This is a genomic window from Acinetobacter sp. PC34 (assembly GCF_051789135.1).
In the GTDB taxonomy this organism is placed as follows: Bacteria; Pseudomonadota; Gammaproteobacteria; order Pseudomonadales; family Moraxellaceae; genus Acinetobacter; species Acinetobacter johnsonii.
Map to the genome: position 1 here is coordinate 352,296 of NZ_CP196664.1, position 17,493 is coordinate 369,788.

At 40.3% G+C, this 17,493-nt stretch carries 19 protein-coding genes; 15 read left to right on the top strand and 4 right to left on the bottom strand.

Annotated features, from left to right (window positions below; genetic code table 11):
- Positions 1-20 precede the first annotated feature (20 nt).
- The 12 genes from ispH (at position 21) to rplS (ending at position 10,642) form a co-directional block, all read left to right on the top strand.
- On the top strand, positions 21-971 hold the full coding sequence (gene ispH / locus ACSC9N_RS01650; protein ID WP_317112052.1) for a 4-hydroxy-3-methylbut-2-enyl diphosphate reductase: 951 nt from the start codon (positions 21-23) through the stop codon (positions 969-971).
- A gap of 165 nt (positions 972-1,136) precedes the next feature.
- Complete coding sequence (locus tag ACSC9N_RS01655) at positions 1,137-1,592, top strand: pilus assembly FimT family protein (protein WP_395475036.1); 456 nt, start codon at positions 1,137-1,139, stop codon at positions 1,590-1,592.
- Positions 1,589-2,092 carry a type IV pilus modification protein PilV gene (gene pilV / locus ACSC9N_RS01660; RefSeq protein ID WP_159151566.1) on the top strand — a complete coding sequence of 168 codons (504 nt, stop codon included), beginning with the start codon at positions 1,589-1,591 and terminating at the stop codon, positions 2,090-2,092. Before ACSC9N_RS01655 ends, pilV begins: the two co-directional genes overlap by 4 nt.
- The gene (locus ACSC9N_RS01665) at positions 2,092-2,979 is read left to right on the top strand and encodes a PilW family protein (protein ID WP_279736063.1); all 888 of its coding nucleotides are present in this window, start codon (positions 2,092-2,094) and stop codon (positions 2,977-2,979) included. Before pilV ends, ACSC9N_RS01665 begins: the two co-directional genes overlap by 1 nt.
- The gene (locus ACSC9N_RS01670) at positions 2,979-3,746 is read left to right on the top strand and encodes a pilus assembly PilX family protein (protein ID WP_395475037.1); all 768 of its coding nucleotides are present in this window, start codon (positions 2,979-2,981) and stop codon (positions 3,744-3,746) included. The genes ACSC9N_RS01665 and ACSC9N_RS01670 overlap by 1 nt, the downstream gene beginning before the upstream one ends.
- A 10-nt stretch (positions 3,747-3,756) precedes the next feature.
- Positions 3,757-7,488 (top strand): pilus assembly protein, encoded by a 3,732-nt coding sequence (locus tag ACSC9N_RS01675; RefSeq protein ID WP_395475038.1) that lies wholly within the window; start codon positions 3,757-3,759, stop codon positions 7,486-7,488.
- Positions 7,488-7,904, top strand: a complete 417-nt coding sequence (locus ACSC9N_RS01680; protein ID WP_159151570.1) for a type IV pilin protein — start codon at positions 7,488-7,490, stop codon at positions 7,902-7,904. Before ACSC9N_RS01675 ends, ACSC9N_RS01680 begins: the two co-directional genes overlap by 1 nt.
- Before the next feature lie 10 nt (positions 7,905-7,914).
- Complete coding sequence (locus tag ACSC9N_RS01685; protein ID WP_159151571.1) at positions 7,915-8,379, top strand: type IV pilin protein; 465 nt, start codon at positions 7,915-7,917, stop codon at positions 8,377-8,379.
- A 145-nt stretch (positions 8,380-8,524) separates the two neighbouring features.
- Positions 8,525-8,782, top strand: coding sequence for a 30S ribosomal protein S16 (gene rpsP / locus ACSC9N_RS01690; RefSeq protein WP_004718284.1), 258 nt, complete (start codon positions 8,525-8,527; stop codon positions 8,780-8,782).
- A gap of 28 nt (positions 8,783-8,810) precedes the next feature.
- Positions 8,811-9,359, top strand: coding sequence for a ribosome maturation factor RimM (rimM, locus tag ACSC9N_RS01695; RefSeq protein ID WP_004978035.1), 549 nt, complete (start codon positions 8,811-8,813; stop codon positions 9,357-9,359).
- Positions 9,360-9,386: 27 nt separating this feature from the next.
- On the top strand, positions 9,387-10,127 hold the full coding sequence (trmD, locus tag ACSC9N_RS01700) for a tRNA (guanosine(37)-N1)-methyltransferase TrmD (protein ID WP_094148539.1): 741 nt from the start codon (positions 9,387-9,389) through the stop codon (positions 10,125-10,127).
- Between the two features lie 140 nt (positions 10,128-10,267).
- Positions 10,268-10,642 (top strand): 50S ribosomal protein L19, encoded by a 375-nt coding sequence (rplS, locus tag ACSC9N_RS01705; protein WP_004691454.1) that lies wholly within the window; start codon positions 10,268-10,270, stop codon positions 10,640-10,642.
- A 59-nt stretch (positions 10,643-10,701) separates the two neighbouring features.
- Here rplS and ACSC9N_RS01710 read toward each other — a convergent pair whose 3' ends face one another.
- The 3 genes from ACSC9N_RS01710 to ACSC9N_RS01720 all read right to left on the bottom strand — a co-directional run bounded on the left by ACSC9N_RS01710 (position 10,702) and on the right by ACSC9N_RS01720 (position 13,898).
- The gene (locus ACSC9N_RS01710) at positions 10,702-11,673 is read right to left on the bottom strand and encodes an esterase/lipase family protein (RefSeq protein ID WP_395475040.1); all 972 of its coding nucleotides are present in this window, start codon (positions 11,671-11,673) and stop codon (positions 10,702-10,704) included.
- Positions 11,674-11,846: 173 nt separating this feature from the next.
- Positions 11,847-12,800: an esterase/lipase family protein gene (locus tag ACSC9N_RS01715; protein ID WP_439036106.1), complete on the bottom strand. Its 954-nt coding sequence runs from the start codon at positions 12,798-12,800 to the stop codon at positions 11,847-11,849.
- Positions 12,801-12,866: 66 nt separating this feature from the next.
- On the bottom strand, positions 12,867-13,898 hold the full coding sequence (locus ACSC9N_RS01720) for a lipase secretion chaperone (RefSeq protein ID WP_395475042.1): 1,032 nt from the start codon (positions 13,896-13,898) through the stop codon (positions 12,867-12,869).
- A 154-nt stretch (positions 13,899-14,052) separates the two neighbouring features.
- Between ACSC9N_RS01720 and truB the strand changes: the two genes are divergently transcribed.
- Positions 14,053-14,958, top strand: a complete 906-nt coding sequence (gene truB / locus ACSC9N_RS01725; RefSeq protein WP_395475043.1) for a tRNA pseudouridine(55) synthase TruB — start codon at positions 14,053-14,055, stop codon at positions 14,956-14,958.
- A 35-nt stretch (positions 14,959-14,993) separates the two neighbouring features.
- Positions 14,994-15,749: a sulfite exporter TauE/SafE family protein gene (locus ACSC9N_RS01730; protein ID WP_395475044.1), complete on the top strand. Its 756-nt coding sequence runs from the start codon at positions 14,994-14,996 to the stop codon at positions 15,747-15,749.
- Here the strand turns inward: ACSC9N_RS01730 and ACSC9N_RS01735 are convergent.
- Positions 15,712-16,674, bottom strand: coding sequence for an IS30 family transposase (locus ACSC9N_RS01735; protein ID WP_005401265.1), 963 nt, complete (start codon positions 16,672-16,674; stop codon positions 15,712-15,714). The two genes, ACSC9N_RS01730 and ACSC9N_RS01735, sit on opposite strands and share 38 nt — an antisense overlap.
- A gap of 321 nt (positions 16,675-16,995) precedes the next feature.
- On the opposite strand from ACSC9N_RS01735, the gene ACSC9N_RS01740 reads away from it, so the two are divergent.
- The gene (locus tag ACSC9N_RS01740; protein ID WP_395475045.1) at positions 16,996-17,454 is read left to right on the top strand and encodes a hemerythrin domain-containing protein; all 459 of its coding nucleotides are present in this window, start codon (positions 16,996-16,998) and stop codon (positions 17,452-17,454) included.
- Positions 17,455-17,493 lie beyond the last annotated feature (39 nt).

A 17,493-nucleotide genomic window follows, 5' to 3' on the forward strand; every position in this document is an offset into this window, starting at 1 on the left:
AAAGTGGTATCGAGGAACATATGGAAATTGTATTGGCCAATCCACGTGGTTTTTGTGCAGGTGTTGACCGTGCGATTGCCATCGTAAATCGTGCGCTTGAGTGTTTTAATCCGCCCATTTATGTACGACATGAAGTGGTGCACAATAAATTTGTCGTGGACGATTTACGTCAACGAGGTGCAATTTTTGTCGATGAATTGGATGAAGTACCCGATGACAATATTGTAATTTTTAGTGCACATGGGGTCTCTAAAGCGGTACAGATCGAAGCCGAACGTCGTGGTTTAAAAGTTTTTGATGCAACCTGTCCATTGGTGACTAAGGTTCATATTGAAGTTACTAAATATGCTCGTGAGGGGGTTGAGGCGATCTTAATTGGTCACGAAGGCCACCCTGAAGTTGAAGGTACCATGGGGCAATATGACCTGAAAAATGGTGGTGCGATTTATTTGGTTGAAGATGAGCAAGACGTGGCCGAGCTTCAAGTCCATCATCCTGAGCGTGTGGCTTTTGTTACTCAAACAACTTTGTCGATCGACGATACTGCAAAAGTGATTGATGCGTTACGGGCAAAATTTCCTGAGATTCAAGGGCCGCGTAAAGATGACATTTGTTATGCGACTCAAAACCGTCAAGATGCGGTGCGTGATTTAGCAACCCAATGTGATGTAGTGTTGGTGGTCGGTTCACCAAACTCATCAAATTCGAATCGTTTACGAGAATTGGCCGAACGAATGGGTAAAGCCGCTTATTTGGTTGATAATGCAGATGAACTTCAACAAGTGTGGTTTGAAAATATCGCCAAGGTTGGCGTCACAGCGGGTGCATCTGCACCTGAAATTTTAATTAAGCAAGTGATTCAACGATTACAAGATTGGGGTGCAACACCACCACAAGAACTTGCCGGAACGGAAGAAAATATTACCTTTAGTTTGCCAAAAGAGTTACGTATTGCGGTAACTCAAGCCTAAAAGGTGGATTGGTTAACATTCTAATTTTATTGAAAAATTGACAGATGATTGTAAATTGGCAATCATCTGTTTTTTTATGCCTTTTATCCTGTATTGTGCTGATTGTGTAAAGAATTAGAATATGATTTTAAATAGGGTAAAGTTTTGTTGCCTTGGGGAGGGAGTATGCAAAATAAACATAAAGGGTTCACCTTAATTGAGCTGATGGTGACGATTGCGATTATGGCGGTAATAGCAGCAATAGCTGCTCCTTCTTTTCAGGCACAAATTTATAATTATGAGCTGAAGAAGGAATTAAATGAGTTGGCCTCTGTACTCAATGAAGCTAAAGCTAGTTCGAAGGCATTAAACCAAACAGTTAGTATTTTCTTTAGAGCAGCAGAGTCAAAAGATCCAGCCAATTCACTGTACTTAGATCCTGATAAGAATAAATATGAATTTAATATGGGGGGTAAAGTGATTTTGTTTAGAAATAACGGTCTGATAGACCCATCTTCGGGTAACTTCCCTATATGTTTTGAAGTTAAACATATGAAAAGTGGTAAAACGAAAAGCGTAGAGTTGACTCAACTTGGTATGCAGAAAATTTCGGATGGTGCGTGTACGAGGGCAGGATCATGAAATACCAAAAAGGTGTGGGATTGATGGAAGTTATTATTTCAGTTCTTGTGCTAGGTCTTGCTGTATTGGGATTTATTGCACTTCAGTACAGGTCCCTAGAGTTGGCATCAGAAGCCTTAAAGAAAGTTGAAGCTGTTAACTTAGCAAGTAATTTAGCAGAACGAATGTATGTTAATCGGACATCCTATACGGATGCAGATGGATTAATCGCTGGTCGAAATCTTAGTGACTGTGTAAGTGAAAATGACTCCATTAAATATTGTAATGCTGCAAGTTTCGCTGCAAAAGATATAGCCGATATTCAGGCGATTGCTGCGGAAAAAAATATGCAAATAAATGTATTTACATGTCCTGATACCAGCAATAACCGAAACTGCATATATGTAGCATGGGATGAGACGCAAGCGATACAAGGAGATGAAGGAGATGAAGCTTGTACCTCTGAAGATGATTTTAGTTATTTGCCCAATGCTAAATGTGTAGTGGTGGAGACGTTCTAATGAAAAGAAAAATGAGCGGCTATACGTTAGTTGAGCTAATGGTTGCATTGGTTCTAGGCTTAATTGTTGTTTTGGTTGCTGTTCAAATGTTATTGGCTGGTCAGAGAAGCGTAGCATTTCAAAATGCTGTTTTAAATGTACAGGACAATGCAAATATTGGACTGAATTATATTGTCACAGATTTGAAGCATACCAATTTAAATTTAATTAATCGTGATATGAGAAGCACAGGGGTTTCAGGTCTTATTGTAAGTGATTCAAATTATCCAGCTAATATTACAGAGAATAGAAGAGTGAGCTCTACTGCTTTGGCTGGTTCACCATCTTTAACCGAAGATGATAGCGATGTATTAGTTATTCAATATAGACCGAATTTAGCCAAAGGTTATGATTGTGAAGGAGAAGCTATTACTTCACCGAATGATGTAATTGTTCAGCGCTATTTTTTAAGACGAGATACAAATGGTGCGAATTTTGATTTAGCTTTAGCTTGTGATGCTGGGCGATATGCGAATACAGAAACTGAGACTACTATTACTGGGTTTAATAATAGTAATAATAGTGGCCAAATTATTATGCAACGTGTAGATCAATTCAAAGTTTTAGTAGGCGTACAAAATACATCAACAAGAAGTCTATCCTATATGACCTTGGCTCAGTTTGCTGCTGTTCCAGCAGGTGAGAATTTAAGAGCTGTATCTTTACAAATTGGTATTCTGGCACGTTCTTTGGATAATGCTGGCGCTGATACGAATGAAAAATTAGATTACACTTTGCTTAATTTGCCACAAGTTGTTGATAAGCCTGATGAAATGAAAGCAAGATATGTACGTGTACCTGTCGAGCAAACAATTGCATTAAAAAATGGTTTAGGGGAGCGCTTATAATGAATGGTTTTAGGCAAAATGGCTCAGCCTTAATAATTGTACTTGTTGTTGTGATGTTATTGACCATTATTGGGGTTATGGCTGTACGTTCGGGTTTATTAGGGTTGAATATCGCAACCAATAGTCAAGCTTCACATATTATGGATCAAAATAATGATGCTGCATTATTCCAGATTGAAGATAATGCGCAGTTTGATGATTTTATCGCAGGAACAGGATTGTTTGGTTATCCTAAAATGATTGCTAACCGAGATAAAGAGTTGGTCATTTGTTATCGCGGGAAAATAAATCAATTTTATCAGTTTTATCGTGCAAGTGTGGTATATACAGAAAAAAATCAAGATCAAGCTACTGTTGTAAAAACAGAGGATATTGGCGGTTCGGCACGTTCAGGGTTTTGTCAGGTCAATGATCAAAAGTCTGACTTCGTGAGTGGTAGAGCAGCAGCGATGACACAAATTTCTGTTCGTGTTGCAGGTAGCGTGACAGATGGTAGTGAGCCTTTTAGTTATTATCAAGTTGGCACAGATACGGAGTCTGGAAAATTAGATGAAGCTGTGCGCCTTATTGTAACAGCAACAACCGTAATGCCTGTATTAAGTACTGAAGATAATGAAACCATTAATGCGTGTATGAAAAATCTGAGCTATGTAGATACAGCAACAAATTTGGAAACTATATCTGAATGTCTAAGTAAAAATGCAGTCCCGTATAAAACCCAAGTATCTGAATATACTTTGGGTCAGTTCATTAAAAAAGTAGCGTAGGGGAACCGTTATGAAAAATAGCACATACATTGAAAAAAGATGGATGCAATTTAAAGTATCGGCTTTATCTGCATCTATAACAGCTTTAGTTGTGAGTGGTATCCCCACCCAAATCTCAGCATCTGATATTGATATTTATCAGTCTGGTGGTACTGGTGCGATTAATATTTATTTTATGCTGGACACATCGGGCAGTATGGGAGGTATGAGTCTGCCATCTGATTATGAACACACTACGACCAAAAATGTTTGCAATAATCATGCAGGTTATAATTATACACAAGCATTAAGGGGTACTAGTTATGTTTATTTTGAGTTCGTTGGTTCAAATAATGGAAGTTATAATAAAAGTGGAAATAACTATAACTTTGTAGGGCCAAACAAAGGCCAATATAATATTTACAGAGAATCAACGAGTAATTTTGTGGGAGCGACTAGATATAATAAAACTGAAAGTAGTGTGAGTGTTTGTAATAATGTTACCACCAATATTTGTTCATCTTCTAATTTATATCGATCTGAGTGGTATGGAGAAACTTTACCTGCTGCTCTCAAAGAGGGGGGGTATGAATATGCTAACCAAGGTGAAGGATATTGTTTAGTTAAAGAGTCTGATTTAAATTTCGCTAGTAATGCTGATAAAGAATATCTAATCAAAGTTCAAAAAATATGTGAGCCTTCAGGGGTCGCAGGTCAGTATAATTGTTTAACACGTTTGGCTAATTTAAAGAAAGGTTTTTATCAATTACTTACATCTTCTGAAATAGATAAAGATCATAATTTTGCAATAGGTAAATATTCTAGTAGTAATATTAGTACGCTCAAAGAATTTACCAGTATGGATTCAGTTGGTAAAAAAAGCCTATCTTTGTACGTGCAAAATTTAGTTGCTGGTGGAGGTACGCCTATTGCAACAGCCTACAACGAAGCGAGTAACAAGATAACTGTAGGTGATACAGTCAGCAATGCTAAGCCGCAATGCAGCGGAAATGGTATTTACTTTTTAACAGATGGACAACCCGATCCTGGTTTTACTAATTTATTTTCTGGAGATAAAGTTGCAGATAGTGAGCTGATTTATAGCGCACATACAATTAACAATAATGGTGACAAACAGTACATATGGAAGGATGGACAATGGGTCCCTGTTATGGGGAATACTGATTATTGGCAACGAGTAGCGGGTAAAGGAAAAAGCCTTAGAGAAAGTAATAAACTTATTAAAACAGCTACAGTGGGTTTTGGTGGTGAATATTATTTGACTAACTCGTATGCAAAAGATGGTAATTTTGACTGTTCTGTCTATAGCCACCCACAGAAGGGGTTATGTCTATGGGGAACAAAGCAGAGAACATATGGTCAAGGTGGATTTTATAATGCGCAATCTGCTGAAGACATTGTAGGAAGCATTAAACAGTTTGTTAGTGATGTTTCTGTGCCTATAGAAGGCTCGACTATGGGAACCAGTACCATTCCTGTTGATGCCTTGAATACAACTCAACTACAACCATACTCCTATTTCCCTATGTTTAAGCCTTTAATTGATTCAAAAGATCAACTTTGGGCGGGAAATTTGAAAAAATTCAAAGTTACATCAGGAACAATTGTTGATACACAGAGTTTAACTGTTTTTGAGAATGACAAGATTAGAGCGCAGTTGCAAGATTATTGGTACAGTGCAAATGGTAGTAGTAGTGATGACCAGTTTATGACTTGGGGAGGGCATCTAAGTCGATTAAAAACATTTAATCTACCGAAGTCCGAAACAAGTTCAACCACTTTAAATAAGAATTTATATATTGATGTAAATGGTGAGCTTAAAAAAGTCACAGATGTTCTAAGCTCGAGTGATAAACCAACCAATAGTCAATATCTTTATGGACTTATGGGCTTTTCTAAGTTGAAAGAAGCTGATTTTACCGCTTTAGGTGATAATAAAACCTATACTCAACAATTAGCTTATTTAAAAGACAGAGTGAGTACTGCATCAGGCTATCAAATGGGGGCGGTAATTCATTCAACGCCTGTACTACTCACTCAAAAAGGTGCGATTGAGGTTGAAAAGGGTGTGCAGTCCTCTAAAGACCGTGAAGATTACATCATGTTTGGTACAACGCAAGGTGTTTTACATATTGTAAAAGCTGGTCAACAAAATACGAATTCGGTTGATGCTGAAGGCGGTAAGGATGTATTTAGTTTTGTGCCTAATGAGTTTTTAACACGACAGTCTAAAGGCTTTGCAGAGTCTTTGGCTATGGGGAGAACAGATTCAGTCAATACCTTTTTCTATGGCATTGATGGCCCTTGGGTTGCACACACGGTTTATGAGCCATCTATTACTGATTTTTATAAGAAAGATGAAAATGGTAATGATGTTATAGAAAATGGCCAAAAAGTTATTGAATCTACCCGTGGTTCATTGGTAGTCAAAGCTGATAGTAAAAATAGCCATCAGTATGTATATGGTGGCTTACGCATGGGTGGACGTAGTTATTATGCCTTGAATTTATCTGACATGAGCAAACCTAAGTTGATGTTTCATGTAAATCCAGATGCAGAAACTTTAACCACAGACGACCCTTTATACCATATGGGTCAAAGTTGGTCTCAGCCAACACTCACTTATATAAAATGGAATGGTGAAAAGAAACTTGCCATGATTGTAGGTGGTGGATATGACAAAAAATATGAAGATCCAGCTTTTACCAACAACCCTTTAACGGATGAAGATACTTCAGGGAATGTTCAAGGTAATGGCGTTTATATTTTTGATGCAGAAAATGGCAAATTGCTTTGGTGGGGTAGCGCTAGGGTAAAAAATGCATCTCAGGCAACAGTAGATAATAAGGGAATATTGACCAGATCTGAGTCGACAACCATTGGAGCGATGGTCAATAGTATTCCATCTCGAGTTAAGGCTATTGACCGAGATGGCGATGGGATAACGGATCATTTATATGTGGGTGATTTGGGTGGGAAATTATTTAGGATTGATTTAAACCCTAAACATACCATTAGTGAAAAAACAGACGAAAAAAAATCATTTATATTAAATGCCTTTGCTTTGGCAGATGTTGGTTCGCGTCGGTTTTACGAAGCGCCAACATTTACGATTCATAAGTCAGGTATGACTCGGTATGCTGTTTTATCGATGGGTTCAGGGGATAGAAGTAGTCCATTGTCAAACTCAAGTTCCAATGATCTGTTAGTTGGTATTTATGACACGAGTGTGACTAAAACGATACCAGCTGTTCAGGCGACAGTTAGCTTAGGTAACTTAAGAGAGATTTATAAAGATAATAAAGAAGATGAAATACATCAGGGGTGGTACTACACACTACCAAAACTCACAGTTAAGGATACAACGTATCAACAACGTATTTTGGAAGAAGGTGTCGCTTTAGATAATTCACTGTATTATCCAATTTTTAATCCACAAAGTAGTACTGCAAATGTAGATGCCACTTCTTGTACTGGTGGGATTACAGGTGAGAGTACACTTTATCAATTCTGTCTACCAAGTGGGGAATGTGTTGCGAATCAGGATGCACCAAAAAGTGGTGGGCCTTTGGGTTCGGGGATTTTAGGTTTGGCCGTCGGACCTGGTTCTGGTGATAATAAACGGACGTTTGTTTTTAATAAAAAGCCAGATCCGATACCAGATGAGTTCGAAACATTGAATAAATTACTTCCGCAGCGTTGGTTTGAGTATTCTCCTTATAAGGTGAAAGGAGATAAATAATGAAAAATCATGGCTTTACTCTTATGGAGTTAATGGTTGTTACAGTTATAATTGCAACTATGGTAGCCATCGCGCTACCAAGCTATGCACATTATGTTCGTAAAAGTCATGAGAAGCTCGTATTACAAAAAATAGCTGATGTTGCTTTAAAGTTAGAGAAAGAGAAATCACGTAATTTTAGTTATGAGCGATTTAAACAAGCAAATGAAGATAAAACTGTAACAAGAAGCAAAACTTCTAATGAGGTTATTTATAACATCGATACAGTTTCGGGTTTTCAAAACTGGAGTATAGTGGGATGTGTGAACAGTTCATTGCCGAATGCTAGTCAATATAAAAATTTTGCAGAGAATAATAAGGGGCGTAAATGCGAATGGATAGACACAAATTGTTCTGTACCTGAAAGTTGTAAGTAGGCAAATTAAAATGCATAAAAAAAACAAAGGTTTTACATTGATTGAAATGATGATTGTTGTTGCGATTATCGCTATTTTAGCTGCAATAAGTTATCCGAGTTATCAAAATTATGTGAGAAAGACAAAAAGACTTGAAGCTCAGTCGATGCTAATGGAAATAGCTAATAAATTGCAGCGATATAAGGTAGTTAATTCTACATTTAGACCTAATAATGTAGCAATTACATTAGAAGCATTAGGCTATAAAGTTAACCCAAATGGCGCACTATCTATTCCAGAAGGAGCAAACCCTACTTATAGAATTTCATTGCAGGAGGTTACTGACAGTGAATGGTTACTTGTTGCAATGACAGAGAATGGTCAAAAAGGTGATGGTACTCTAGGCTTAGATCATAGAGGACAACGGTGTTGGGCAAAAGGAGATGATAGAGGGAGATGTACCCCGAATTCAGCCACCAACTGGGACGGCAGATAAAACCCAAATTCAAAACTGTGGATAAATAAATTTTAATCTTTCTTTCACAGCAAAGATAACGTAAAATATTGCCCTCTATGAAAGGGGTTTGAAATGTTCCGGTGGTCGGGGCAGGGATAATCCGTAAAAACTATAAGGTTGTATCATGGTAGTTATTCGTCTTGCACGCGGTGGTGCTAAAAAACGTCCGTTCTATCAAGTTATTGTAACTGATAGCCGTAATGCGCGTGACGGTCGTTTCATCGAACGTATTGGTTTCTTCAACCCAACAGCTCAAGGTAAAGCAGAAAAACTTCGTTTAGATGCTGATCGTTTTGCACACTGGGTTGCTCAAGGTGCTCAACCATCTGAACGTGTTGCTTCTTTAGCTGCTCAAGCTAAGAAAGCTGCAGCTACTGCATAATTTTTGCTAATTAAGTAGTAGGTAGCCCATGACACCAACACAGAATGTTCCCGAAGATCGTATTCAGATTGGACAGTTACGTTCAGCATATGGATTAAATGGGTGGCTCTGGATCTATTCCAATACAGAACCGATGAGCAACATCTTTGACTATCTGCCTTGGTACATTGAAACCAAAGCAGGTTGGCAAACCATAGATGTAAAACGTTGGAAACCGCATGGCAAAGGCTTAGTTGTTTCGCTAAAAGGCGTCATTGATCGCACTGCAGCAGATAACCTAGTTGGCGCAAATGTCTGGATTTCAAAAGCGCAACTTCCTAAAGCAGGAATGGATGAGTTTTACTGGTCAGATTTGAAAGGCTTAACAGTGTTAGGTTTGGATGATGAAGAACAAGAAGTAAATCTCGGAAAAATCCATGAAATGTTTGAGACAGGTGCCAATGATGTGATGGTGGTTCACGCAACACCAGACAGCGTTGATGCTGAAGAGCGTATGATTCCATGGCATAAAGATGTGGTGCAACGCGTTGATCTCGAAGCTGGTCGTATCTACGTTAATTGGGGCGTAGATTACTAATTATTTTTGGAAATACGGGGGTCTGCGATGTTTTTTGCAGTCATTACGCTTTTTCCTGAAATGTTTGAAGCGATTACAGCCTACGGTATTAGCGGGCGCGCAGCAAAAAGTGATTTAGTACAAGTGACTTGTATTAATCCTCGTGATTATGCTGAGGGCAACTACAAACGAGTGGATGAACGTCCTTTTGGTGGTGGTCCTGGTATGGTGATGATGGCTGAGCCTCTGGCAAAAGCAATTCAACATGCCAAAGAGCTTGCCATGCAAGCAGGTGCAGTTCATGTTCCTGTGGTGTATATGTCACCGCAAGGAAAAACCTTAAATGAGCCTGCAGTACAACAGTTTGTCGACTATGATGGATTGATTGTATTGTGTGGTCGTTATGAAGGGGTCGATGAACGTTTGATCCAAAAATATGTTGATCAGGAATGGTCCATAGGCGATTACGTTTTATCGGGTGGCGAGCTTCCTGCGATGGTTTTATTAGACAGTATTATTCGGAGACTCCCGGGTGCAATGTCTGATGAACAGTCTCATGTGCAAGACTCATTTGTGGATGGTCTTTTGGACTGCCCACAATATACCAAGCCAGACCATTTTGAAGGTTTGGATGTCCCTGAAGTTTTAAAGTCGGGACATCATGCCAATATTGAGAAATGGCGGTTTTTGCAGCGTTATCAACGAACACAACAACGCCGACCTGAGTTGGTGGAAAATGTGGAGTTGACGAAGCAGCAAAAGAAATGGCTAACAGATTTGAATACTTAATTTAGAGTATTCTTTTAATAGGCTCTTTGTGCATTGAAGTGGTCAAGCATAAAGAGAAAGATAATCGGGTCTATGCGATTTAGCCTCTATACCCAGCGGATATCAGACCTCTTCTGACCCGCACATATTGGAGATACCCCATGAGCGGTAAGCATCCTTTAGTACAAGCTGTTGAAAATGCACAGCTTAAACAAGACATCCCAGCTTTTGCACCAGGCGATACAGTTATCGTTCAGGTTAAAGTAAAAGAGGGTGACCGTGAGCGTCTTCAGGCATTTGAAGGTGTTGTAATCGCGAAGAAAAACCGTGGCTTGAACTCTGCGTTCACAGTACGTAAAATTTCTAGCGGTGTTGGTGTTGAGCGTGTTTTCCAAACTCACTCTCCAATCGTTGCTAAAATCGAAGTGAAACGTCGTGGTGACGTTCGTCGTGCTAAACTTTACTACCTACGTGAATTGTCTGGTAAAGCTGCACGTATTCGTGAAAAGTTACCAGCTCGTAAAGTTAAAGCTTAATTTTAAGTTTTATACGAGTAAAAAAATGCGCCCAATGGCGCATTTTTTATGCCTAAATTTTAGAGTCCTTGAAGCTTCAAACGGTTGGCGTGTTGACGGTAAACATCAACAGGGTCTGGAGCAAAAATAGAACGTAGACCAAAGAACTGGTTAATCACATCTAAATGGTTCCAATTATAGTTATCGCGCACGGTCTTACCATACTTGGCACTACAACGTGAGACTAAGCCATCGTTATCATTGGGCGCTTGCATGAGTAAGCCTGTCGCCGCCAGTAATGAGTCTGGATCAAGTACGTTCGTCAACGTTGAGTTGCCAGAGAAAGAGTAAAAATAAACTCCATTTTCTTTCGCTAAACCTTCACCACAGCTTGTTTTTGGCATACCCAGTGGATATTTCTGTGCAAAAGCTTTAGAACTAGCTTGACTTAAACTTTTACCAGCACCGAGTGCATCATGTGGAAGTGAGTTCGGATCTTGCTGTTGTGCCCAAACAATAGCCTTGGACCCAAAGTTGATTAAGCCTACCAGCGGTTGTTCTAGCGGCGTACCTTGAGCGGAAATAATCAAATCCGCCACAGGAGAGCCTTTTAAAGGACTAGAAATGGCTGTTGCAGTCGCGATTTTATTGGGCATAACATTTGAGACATAGGCAATACTATGTCCGCCGTGACTATGACCAAGCAAATTGACTTTGGGTGCTCCTGTAATCGCTAAGATTTCATCAACTTGTTGCAGCAGTTGTTCACCACGAACTTCAGATGTGTTGAATGGAGAAACGCGTGTTGCCCATGCGTTTGCACCGTTACGGGCTAAATCTGGCAAGATTTGATACCAGTAATCCACACCAAGTTCATCGGTTCCTGCTCGAATCCAGCCACCCATACCATGTGCAAAAACCAAAGGGTATTTGGTCTTTGCATAATTAGAGGCAACGTAGTTTGATTTAATTTGTGAAGCAGCTGCTTGCGTTTGTGTAGCAGCAAGTGCGCAGGTCGACAGCAGTCCAGCTATCAATAATCCATATTTCATTGATCATCCTCGTTTTTTATTTTTTATGACGACAATTTAAGTTGTCAAAAATGAGTATAAAGGTGAGGGAGGAGGAGCGTAGAGAAATCCGATTAAATTAAATACAGTTTGTAACTGGATAATTCTAGGAGGCATCCCTCCGAAACGTTAAAGATTCGAAGGGAAAAATTGAACTAGAGTCCTTGAAGTTTTAAGCGATTGGCATGTTGGCGATAGACATCAACAGGGTCTGCGCTAAATAGTCCACGTAGCCCCATAACTTGGTTGACTTCATCTAAATGATTCCAGTCATAGTTATCACGGATGACTTTACCGAAGTGTGTACTACAGCGTGCCACCAAACCATCATTGTCGAAATGGCCATAGGCCAACGGCCCTAGCAGTGAGATTGCACTATCAGCAACATCGAGAATGTTGGTGACTTGAGATGTGCCTGTCCACGAGTAGTAATACACGTCATTGTTGGACGTAGCACCGCTCTTGTTACAGTCGGAAGCCAGTGCTGGTGTTGGGTATTTCTGATTAAAAACACGGGAACCTTGCTCGCTAATCGAGGTGAGCGATGCCGTTAAATTGCTTTTTAATGCAGGGTTACTTTGCCCATAAGCAAGCATAGGGCCAATAATATAATCCGCCGCTAGGCTGAGCAGTTGTGTTCCGCCTTGATTGGCAAGAAGCTGGTCTGCCACTTTTGAACCTCTAAATGTTGCTCCCACACCTGTCAGTGAGGCCACATATTGCGGTTTAACTGCTTCTACATAGCGAATGGTTGGTCCGCCATGGCTATGTCCAATCAAATTAACCTTGGGCTTGCCAGTCAGGGCAATCACCTCTTCAACTTGTTGTAGTAACTGTTCACCTCGTACTTCAGTTGACTCTAAAGGGGAAATTTGTGCTGCAAAGGTGGTTGCGCCATTTCGAGCCAAGTCGGGTAAAATTTGATACCAGTAATCTAGTCCAAGTTCGGGAACGCCCACTCGGCTGAACCCAAACATGCCATGGGTAAATAGCAATGGATATTTAGTCTGAGCATAATTACTTTTTACGCTTGCAGTCACCGTCTGTAACCCAGCTGTGGCTGTGGTTGCGCTGAGTCCAAGGCTGGTAACCAGACCTACGAGTGACATTGTTTGTATCATTCTTTTCGTTATAAACATTTTTTTCATCCTGAAAAAGTCAAACACGGTATAGCTTTAATCTGCGAACGGAAGTTTTCCTCCCGTGTCATGCGTGGTTTCAAAGGCTCCTAGTCGAAGTTGTTCTTGTGAATTATTAAACTGTTGATCACGTAGTTTTTGAATAGCTTGCTGCTGCGCGTCTTGACTCATGTTGCTGTTGAGAATGCTGTCGCGTTGTTCTAAGTAAGTATTGACCCGAAATTTCCAATTGTTTCGATCTTGGTCGAGTTTTTCTAGGCGTACGGTCGCTTCGGCACCGACAAGATTCTGGCGCATTTGGCGAATTTCTTCAGCAGAGCCGCCGCGCGCTTTAATATCTGAGGTCAGTTTACGCAGATCTTCGAGTTTGGAGAGTTGTTCTAGGTTTTCTTTCCAATCTTCAGGCAGTTGAGCAAACAACTCTTTCAGTTTCTGCGCTTTTTGTACTTCAGTTAAGGATTGATCTGCCATGATGCTCATACGGTCTAAGGTATATTCATGGTAGGTATTTTCAGCGCCAAAGAGACCTTCGATTTCATAGTCGGAAAAGAACTGGCTACGTAGGTTTTTCATCAAAGTAAAAATTTTACGATAGTACTCAGGGTCTTCTTTATTTAGGTTTGGCTCCTTCAGACTACCCAATTGCACACGATAATCTAAATAACGAGTCCAAAGATCTAAAATTTGCTTAAGCGCAGGTTCTTGATAACCTTGCTGGATATAGGCTTTAAAATCTTGCTTGATCTGGTCAATATTTTTTTCACCATATTGGGTAATAAAATATTCAAAACAATTACGAGTCTGTTCATTGACAACTAAGCGATTACCTTGGTCGAGCACCAGTTGGCAGTTGACTTCGGTGTCCTGTTGGCTGTTACTGACAAAAGGCAGCCCCGATGCGTTTGGCGAGTCTGACGCTGCGGGTAATAAGCCTGTCGTATTTTGAGCACTAGAGCTAATCGGCCCTTGTTTGGAGCCAACAGTTGCATTGGGTGCGAGCCAAATGAGAAAACCAAGAATGACAACGATGATCACGGCGAAAATGAGCCATAATTTCTTTTTTTGCATATCCTATGCCTAACATCCCTATTGTATTTTTTATTTGGTTCATATGACTGAACTCGATTTATTCTGAAACAAAAGGGTAAATAAACAACAGAAAAGTTGTAAAACTAGACAAGCGGTTGATAGTATTGCGGCAGCTTTAAGACGTGTCTATGTTATGAAATCATCTGCTTCAAAAATCCAGCGCCGTGCAGTGAATGGTGTATTTTTATTGAATAAGCCATTGGGGATCAGTTCAAATGCGGCATTGCAAAAAGTGCGCTGGTTATACCGTGCGCAAAAGGCGGGGCATACAGGAGCGCTTGATCCATTGGCATCGGGACTGCTGCCGATTTGTTTGGGCGAAGCGACCAAGTTTTCGCACTTTTTGTTGGACTCGGTGAAGCGTTATCAAACCACCATTCAGCTGGGGCACAGTACCACCACAGGTGATGTAGAAGGCGAACGGTTGTTAGAGCAGGCTGTACCTGAGTTAACCGAAGAGTTGATTCAACCCATTTTGGCTCAGTTTATGGGTGATATTCAGCAAGTGCCGCCGATGTATTCCGCTTTGAAGAAAGATGGCCGTCCTTTATATGAGTTAGCCCGTAAAGGGATTGAGATTGAGCGTGAAGCACGCCCGATTACCATCTCTGCGATTGAGCTGCTTTCATTCACAGCAAACAGTGTCACCCTTGATATTACCTGCTCGAAAGGCACATATATTCGTGTTTTAGGTGAAGATATTGCGAAGGCATTGGGTACTTATGGTCATTTGACTTATTTACACCGCATTAAAACGGGTCATTTTGATCTGATTCCAAGTTATACCATTGAGTATTTGGAAAGTTTGTCGGAACAAGAGCGCGAAGCACTGTTGTTACCTGTGTATGCACCTGTAGATCATTTTCCTAAAGTACAAGTTCCAGAAGGGCGCAGTGAATACTTTAGTCGCGGTATGGAAAGTAATATTGAGCATATAGCGGAAGCAGAGGTCTTGGTTTTCGATGGGGAAAAATGCTTAGGCTTGGCTGAAATTACCGATAAGAAAAGATTGGTTCCAAAGCGGGTTTTAAATCTATAATCGAAATATATCACTCGGTAAAAAAAGGATAAGGCGTGGACATCGACATTATTATCAGTCTGATCTTTTTTGCCTTTTGTGCAGGCGCAATTGACGCCGCCGTTGGTGGTGGTGGACTGATCCAAATTCCCGCTTTGATGAATGCATTTCCGTCGATGGCACCTGCCACTTTATTTGGTACCAACAAATTAGCGGCAGTGGTGGGTACAGCTACTTCCGCCGTTTCCTTTGCCCGAAAAGTGCGCTTTGAATGGAAACTTTTGGCTGTGGTTGCAGTGTGTGCCACCATCAGTTCATTTGGGGGCGCAGCCAGTGTGGCCATGATTCCAAAAGAAGTCCTTCAACCCTTTGTCTTGGTCATGTTGGTTGTGATGGCGGTCTATACCCTCATGAAGAAGCAATTTGGGCAAGTGCATATGGCACAGCGTGTGACGCCTAAAATTTTGCTGTTGGCGGGAATCGGGAGTTTAGCCATTGGCTTTTATGATGGTTTGTTTGGCCCAGGTACGGGCAGTTTCTTTATTTTCTATTTTATTCGCTATTTACGCGTTGATTTTTTGCATGCGGCGGCATTGGCTAAAATTGGCAATGTGATGACCAATCTTGCAGCGCTAAGCTTTTTCATTCCCTCGGGGCATGTGCTCTTTGCTTTAGGAGGCATGATGGCCGTCGCAAATATGATCGGGTCTATTTGTGGGGTAAAAATGGCGCTGAAATATGGCAGCGGCTTTATTCGTATTTTATTTGGCGGATTCAAGCGGCAAGTGCAACAGTATAAAAACCAGCCATAACTTCACTCGGTGTATGCCAACCTAGTGTTTTTCTAGGACGATGGTTGAGTGCAAATTCTATCTGCTCTATTTGTTCGTTTGACACGTCATCAAACGATGACGATTTTGGCAGATATTGCCGGATTAAACCATTCGTATTTTCATTTCTAGCTCGCTGAATAGACTTGTAAGGATCAGCAAAATACGTATCTATGCCAGCATCAGTAATTCTTTTGTGTTCGGAAAATTCCTTGCCATTATCAAATGTCACACTATAAGCATGGCTCATCTGTAAACGATCTAATGCACAAGTAATCGTTTGAGAGGATGCTCTCGTTGACCCTAAATGAACAATATGTACGTACAGGCTCTTTCGATCAACGAGAGTTAATAAAGCACCTTTATGATGTTTACCAATCACCGTGTCACCTTCGAAATCTCCTAAACGTTGTCGTTGATCAATGACCTGGTCTCGGCAATGAATACTTGTTTTATCAATGATTTGACCCCTACGATCCGTGTTTTTGTAACCTCGTTTTCGATATTTCTTCTGATGCCTTAAGTGTAGATGGAGTTTACCGCCTTTTGATTTATCTTGATAAATGTACTGGTAAATCCACTCATGTGAAGGTACATCCAGCCAACAGCGTTGTGTTAAAGCACCTGAAATTTGTTCTGGTGACCAGTCCAAGCCAATCAAATAATCAATATAAGCGAAGGCAAACGCTGTCATGGGTGATGAAGGACGGTACCGTCTTTGACTTGCAAATTTAGCTGCCTGTTGAGCTCTATATCCACGTTGTCCAGTATTTCTTTTTAATTCACGGTAGATGGTTGATCGTGAACGCCCTAACTCCCGAGCAAGGGTAGCGATTGAACTTTTACTTTTCAAAGTAGCATAAATTTCGTATCTTTCATCTTGAGAAAGTTGGGTGTATTTCTTCATTGTGTGCTTTCCAATTGCGAGTTGAAAAAGTCCAATGATTCTACGAATACACCTAACTTTTTCAACTAACTACAAATGTGTCGCACTTGGGATTTGAATCTGCGTTTCTTATTTTGGTGACAATTCTGATCGTAAGATTGAGTTATCAAATGTTTTTGATGTAATGGTGAGATAGCTTTAAAACTTCATTACAAAAAACGCGTAGTCTGTGACCTCATTTCTCGTTTATTGCATTTAAGATAAATACAGCGCACTTAATGCTGTGCCAAGAAGCTTTTCAATAAAAATGATGTTTTAAGCTGAACGGAACTGGAGCATAGAATGAATATATTTGAAGCCTTAAGAGAAAGTCACGTTATACAACGAAATTTGGCTGAACGACTACTCCAAACTTCAGGGGATACGCCTGAGCGCCGTGAGCTATTTGAACGCCTTAAAAATGAATTATTTGCCCATGCTGTGGCAGAAGACCGTTATTTTTATATCCCGTTAATGATGACTGATTCGGGCCTCAACATTACCCGCCATGCTTTGGCAGAACACCATAAAATGGATGAGTTATTGGAACAGTTGACGGAGACGGAATTCTCAAATCCGGGCTGGTTGGCAATTGCAAAAAAATTATCGGAAACCGTACATCATCACTTACAAGAAGAGGAGCATGGTTTTTTTCAGCAAGCAGGAAAAATTTTACTTGATGCTCAAAAGACTGCACTCGCCAATCAGTATCAGAAGGAATACAAAAAGTACAAAAAAATTGAAAAAGACAGTTTGGTTTAAGTCCATTTTAAACAAAAGATGGCGAGTGCCATCTTTTGT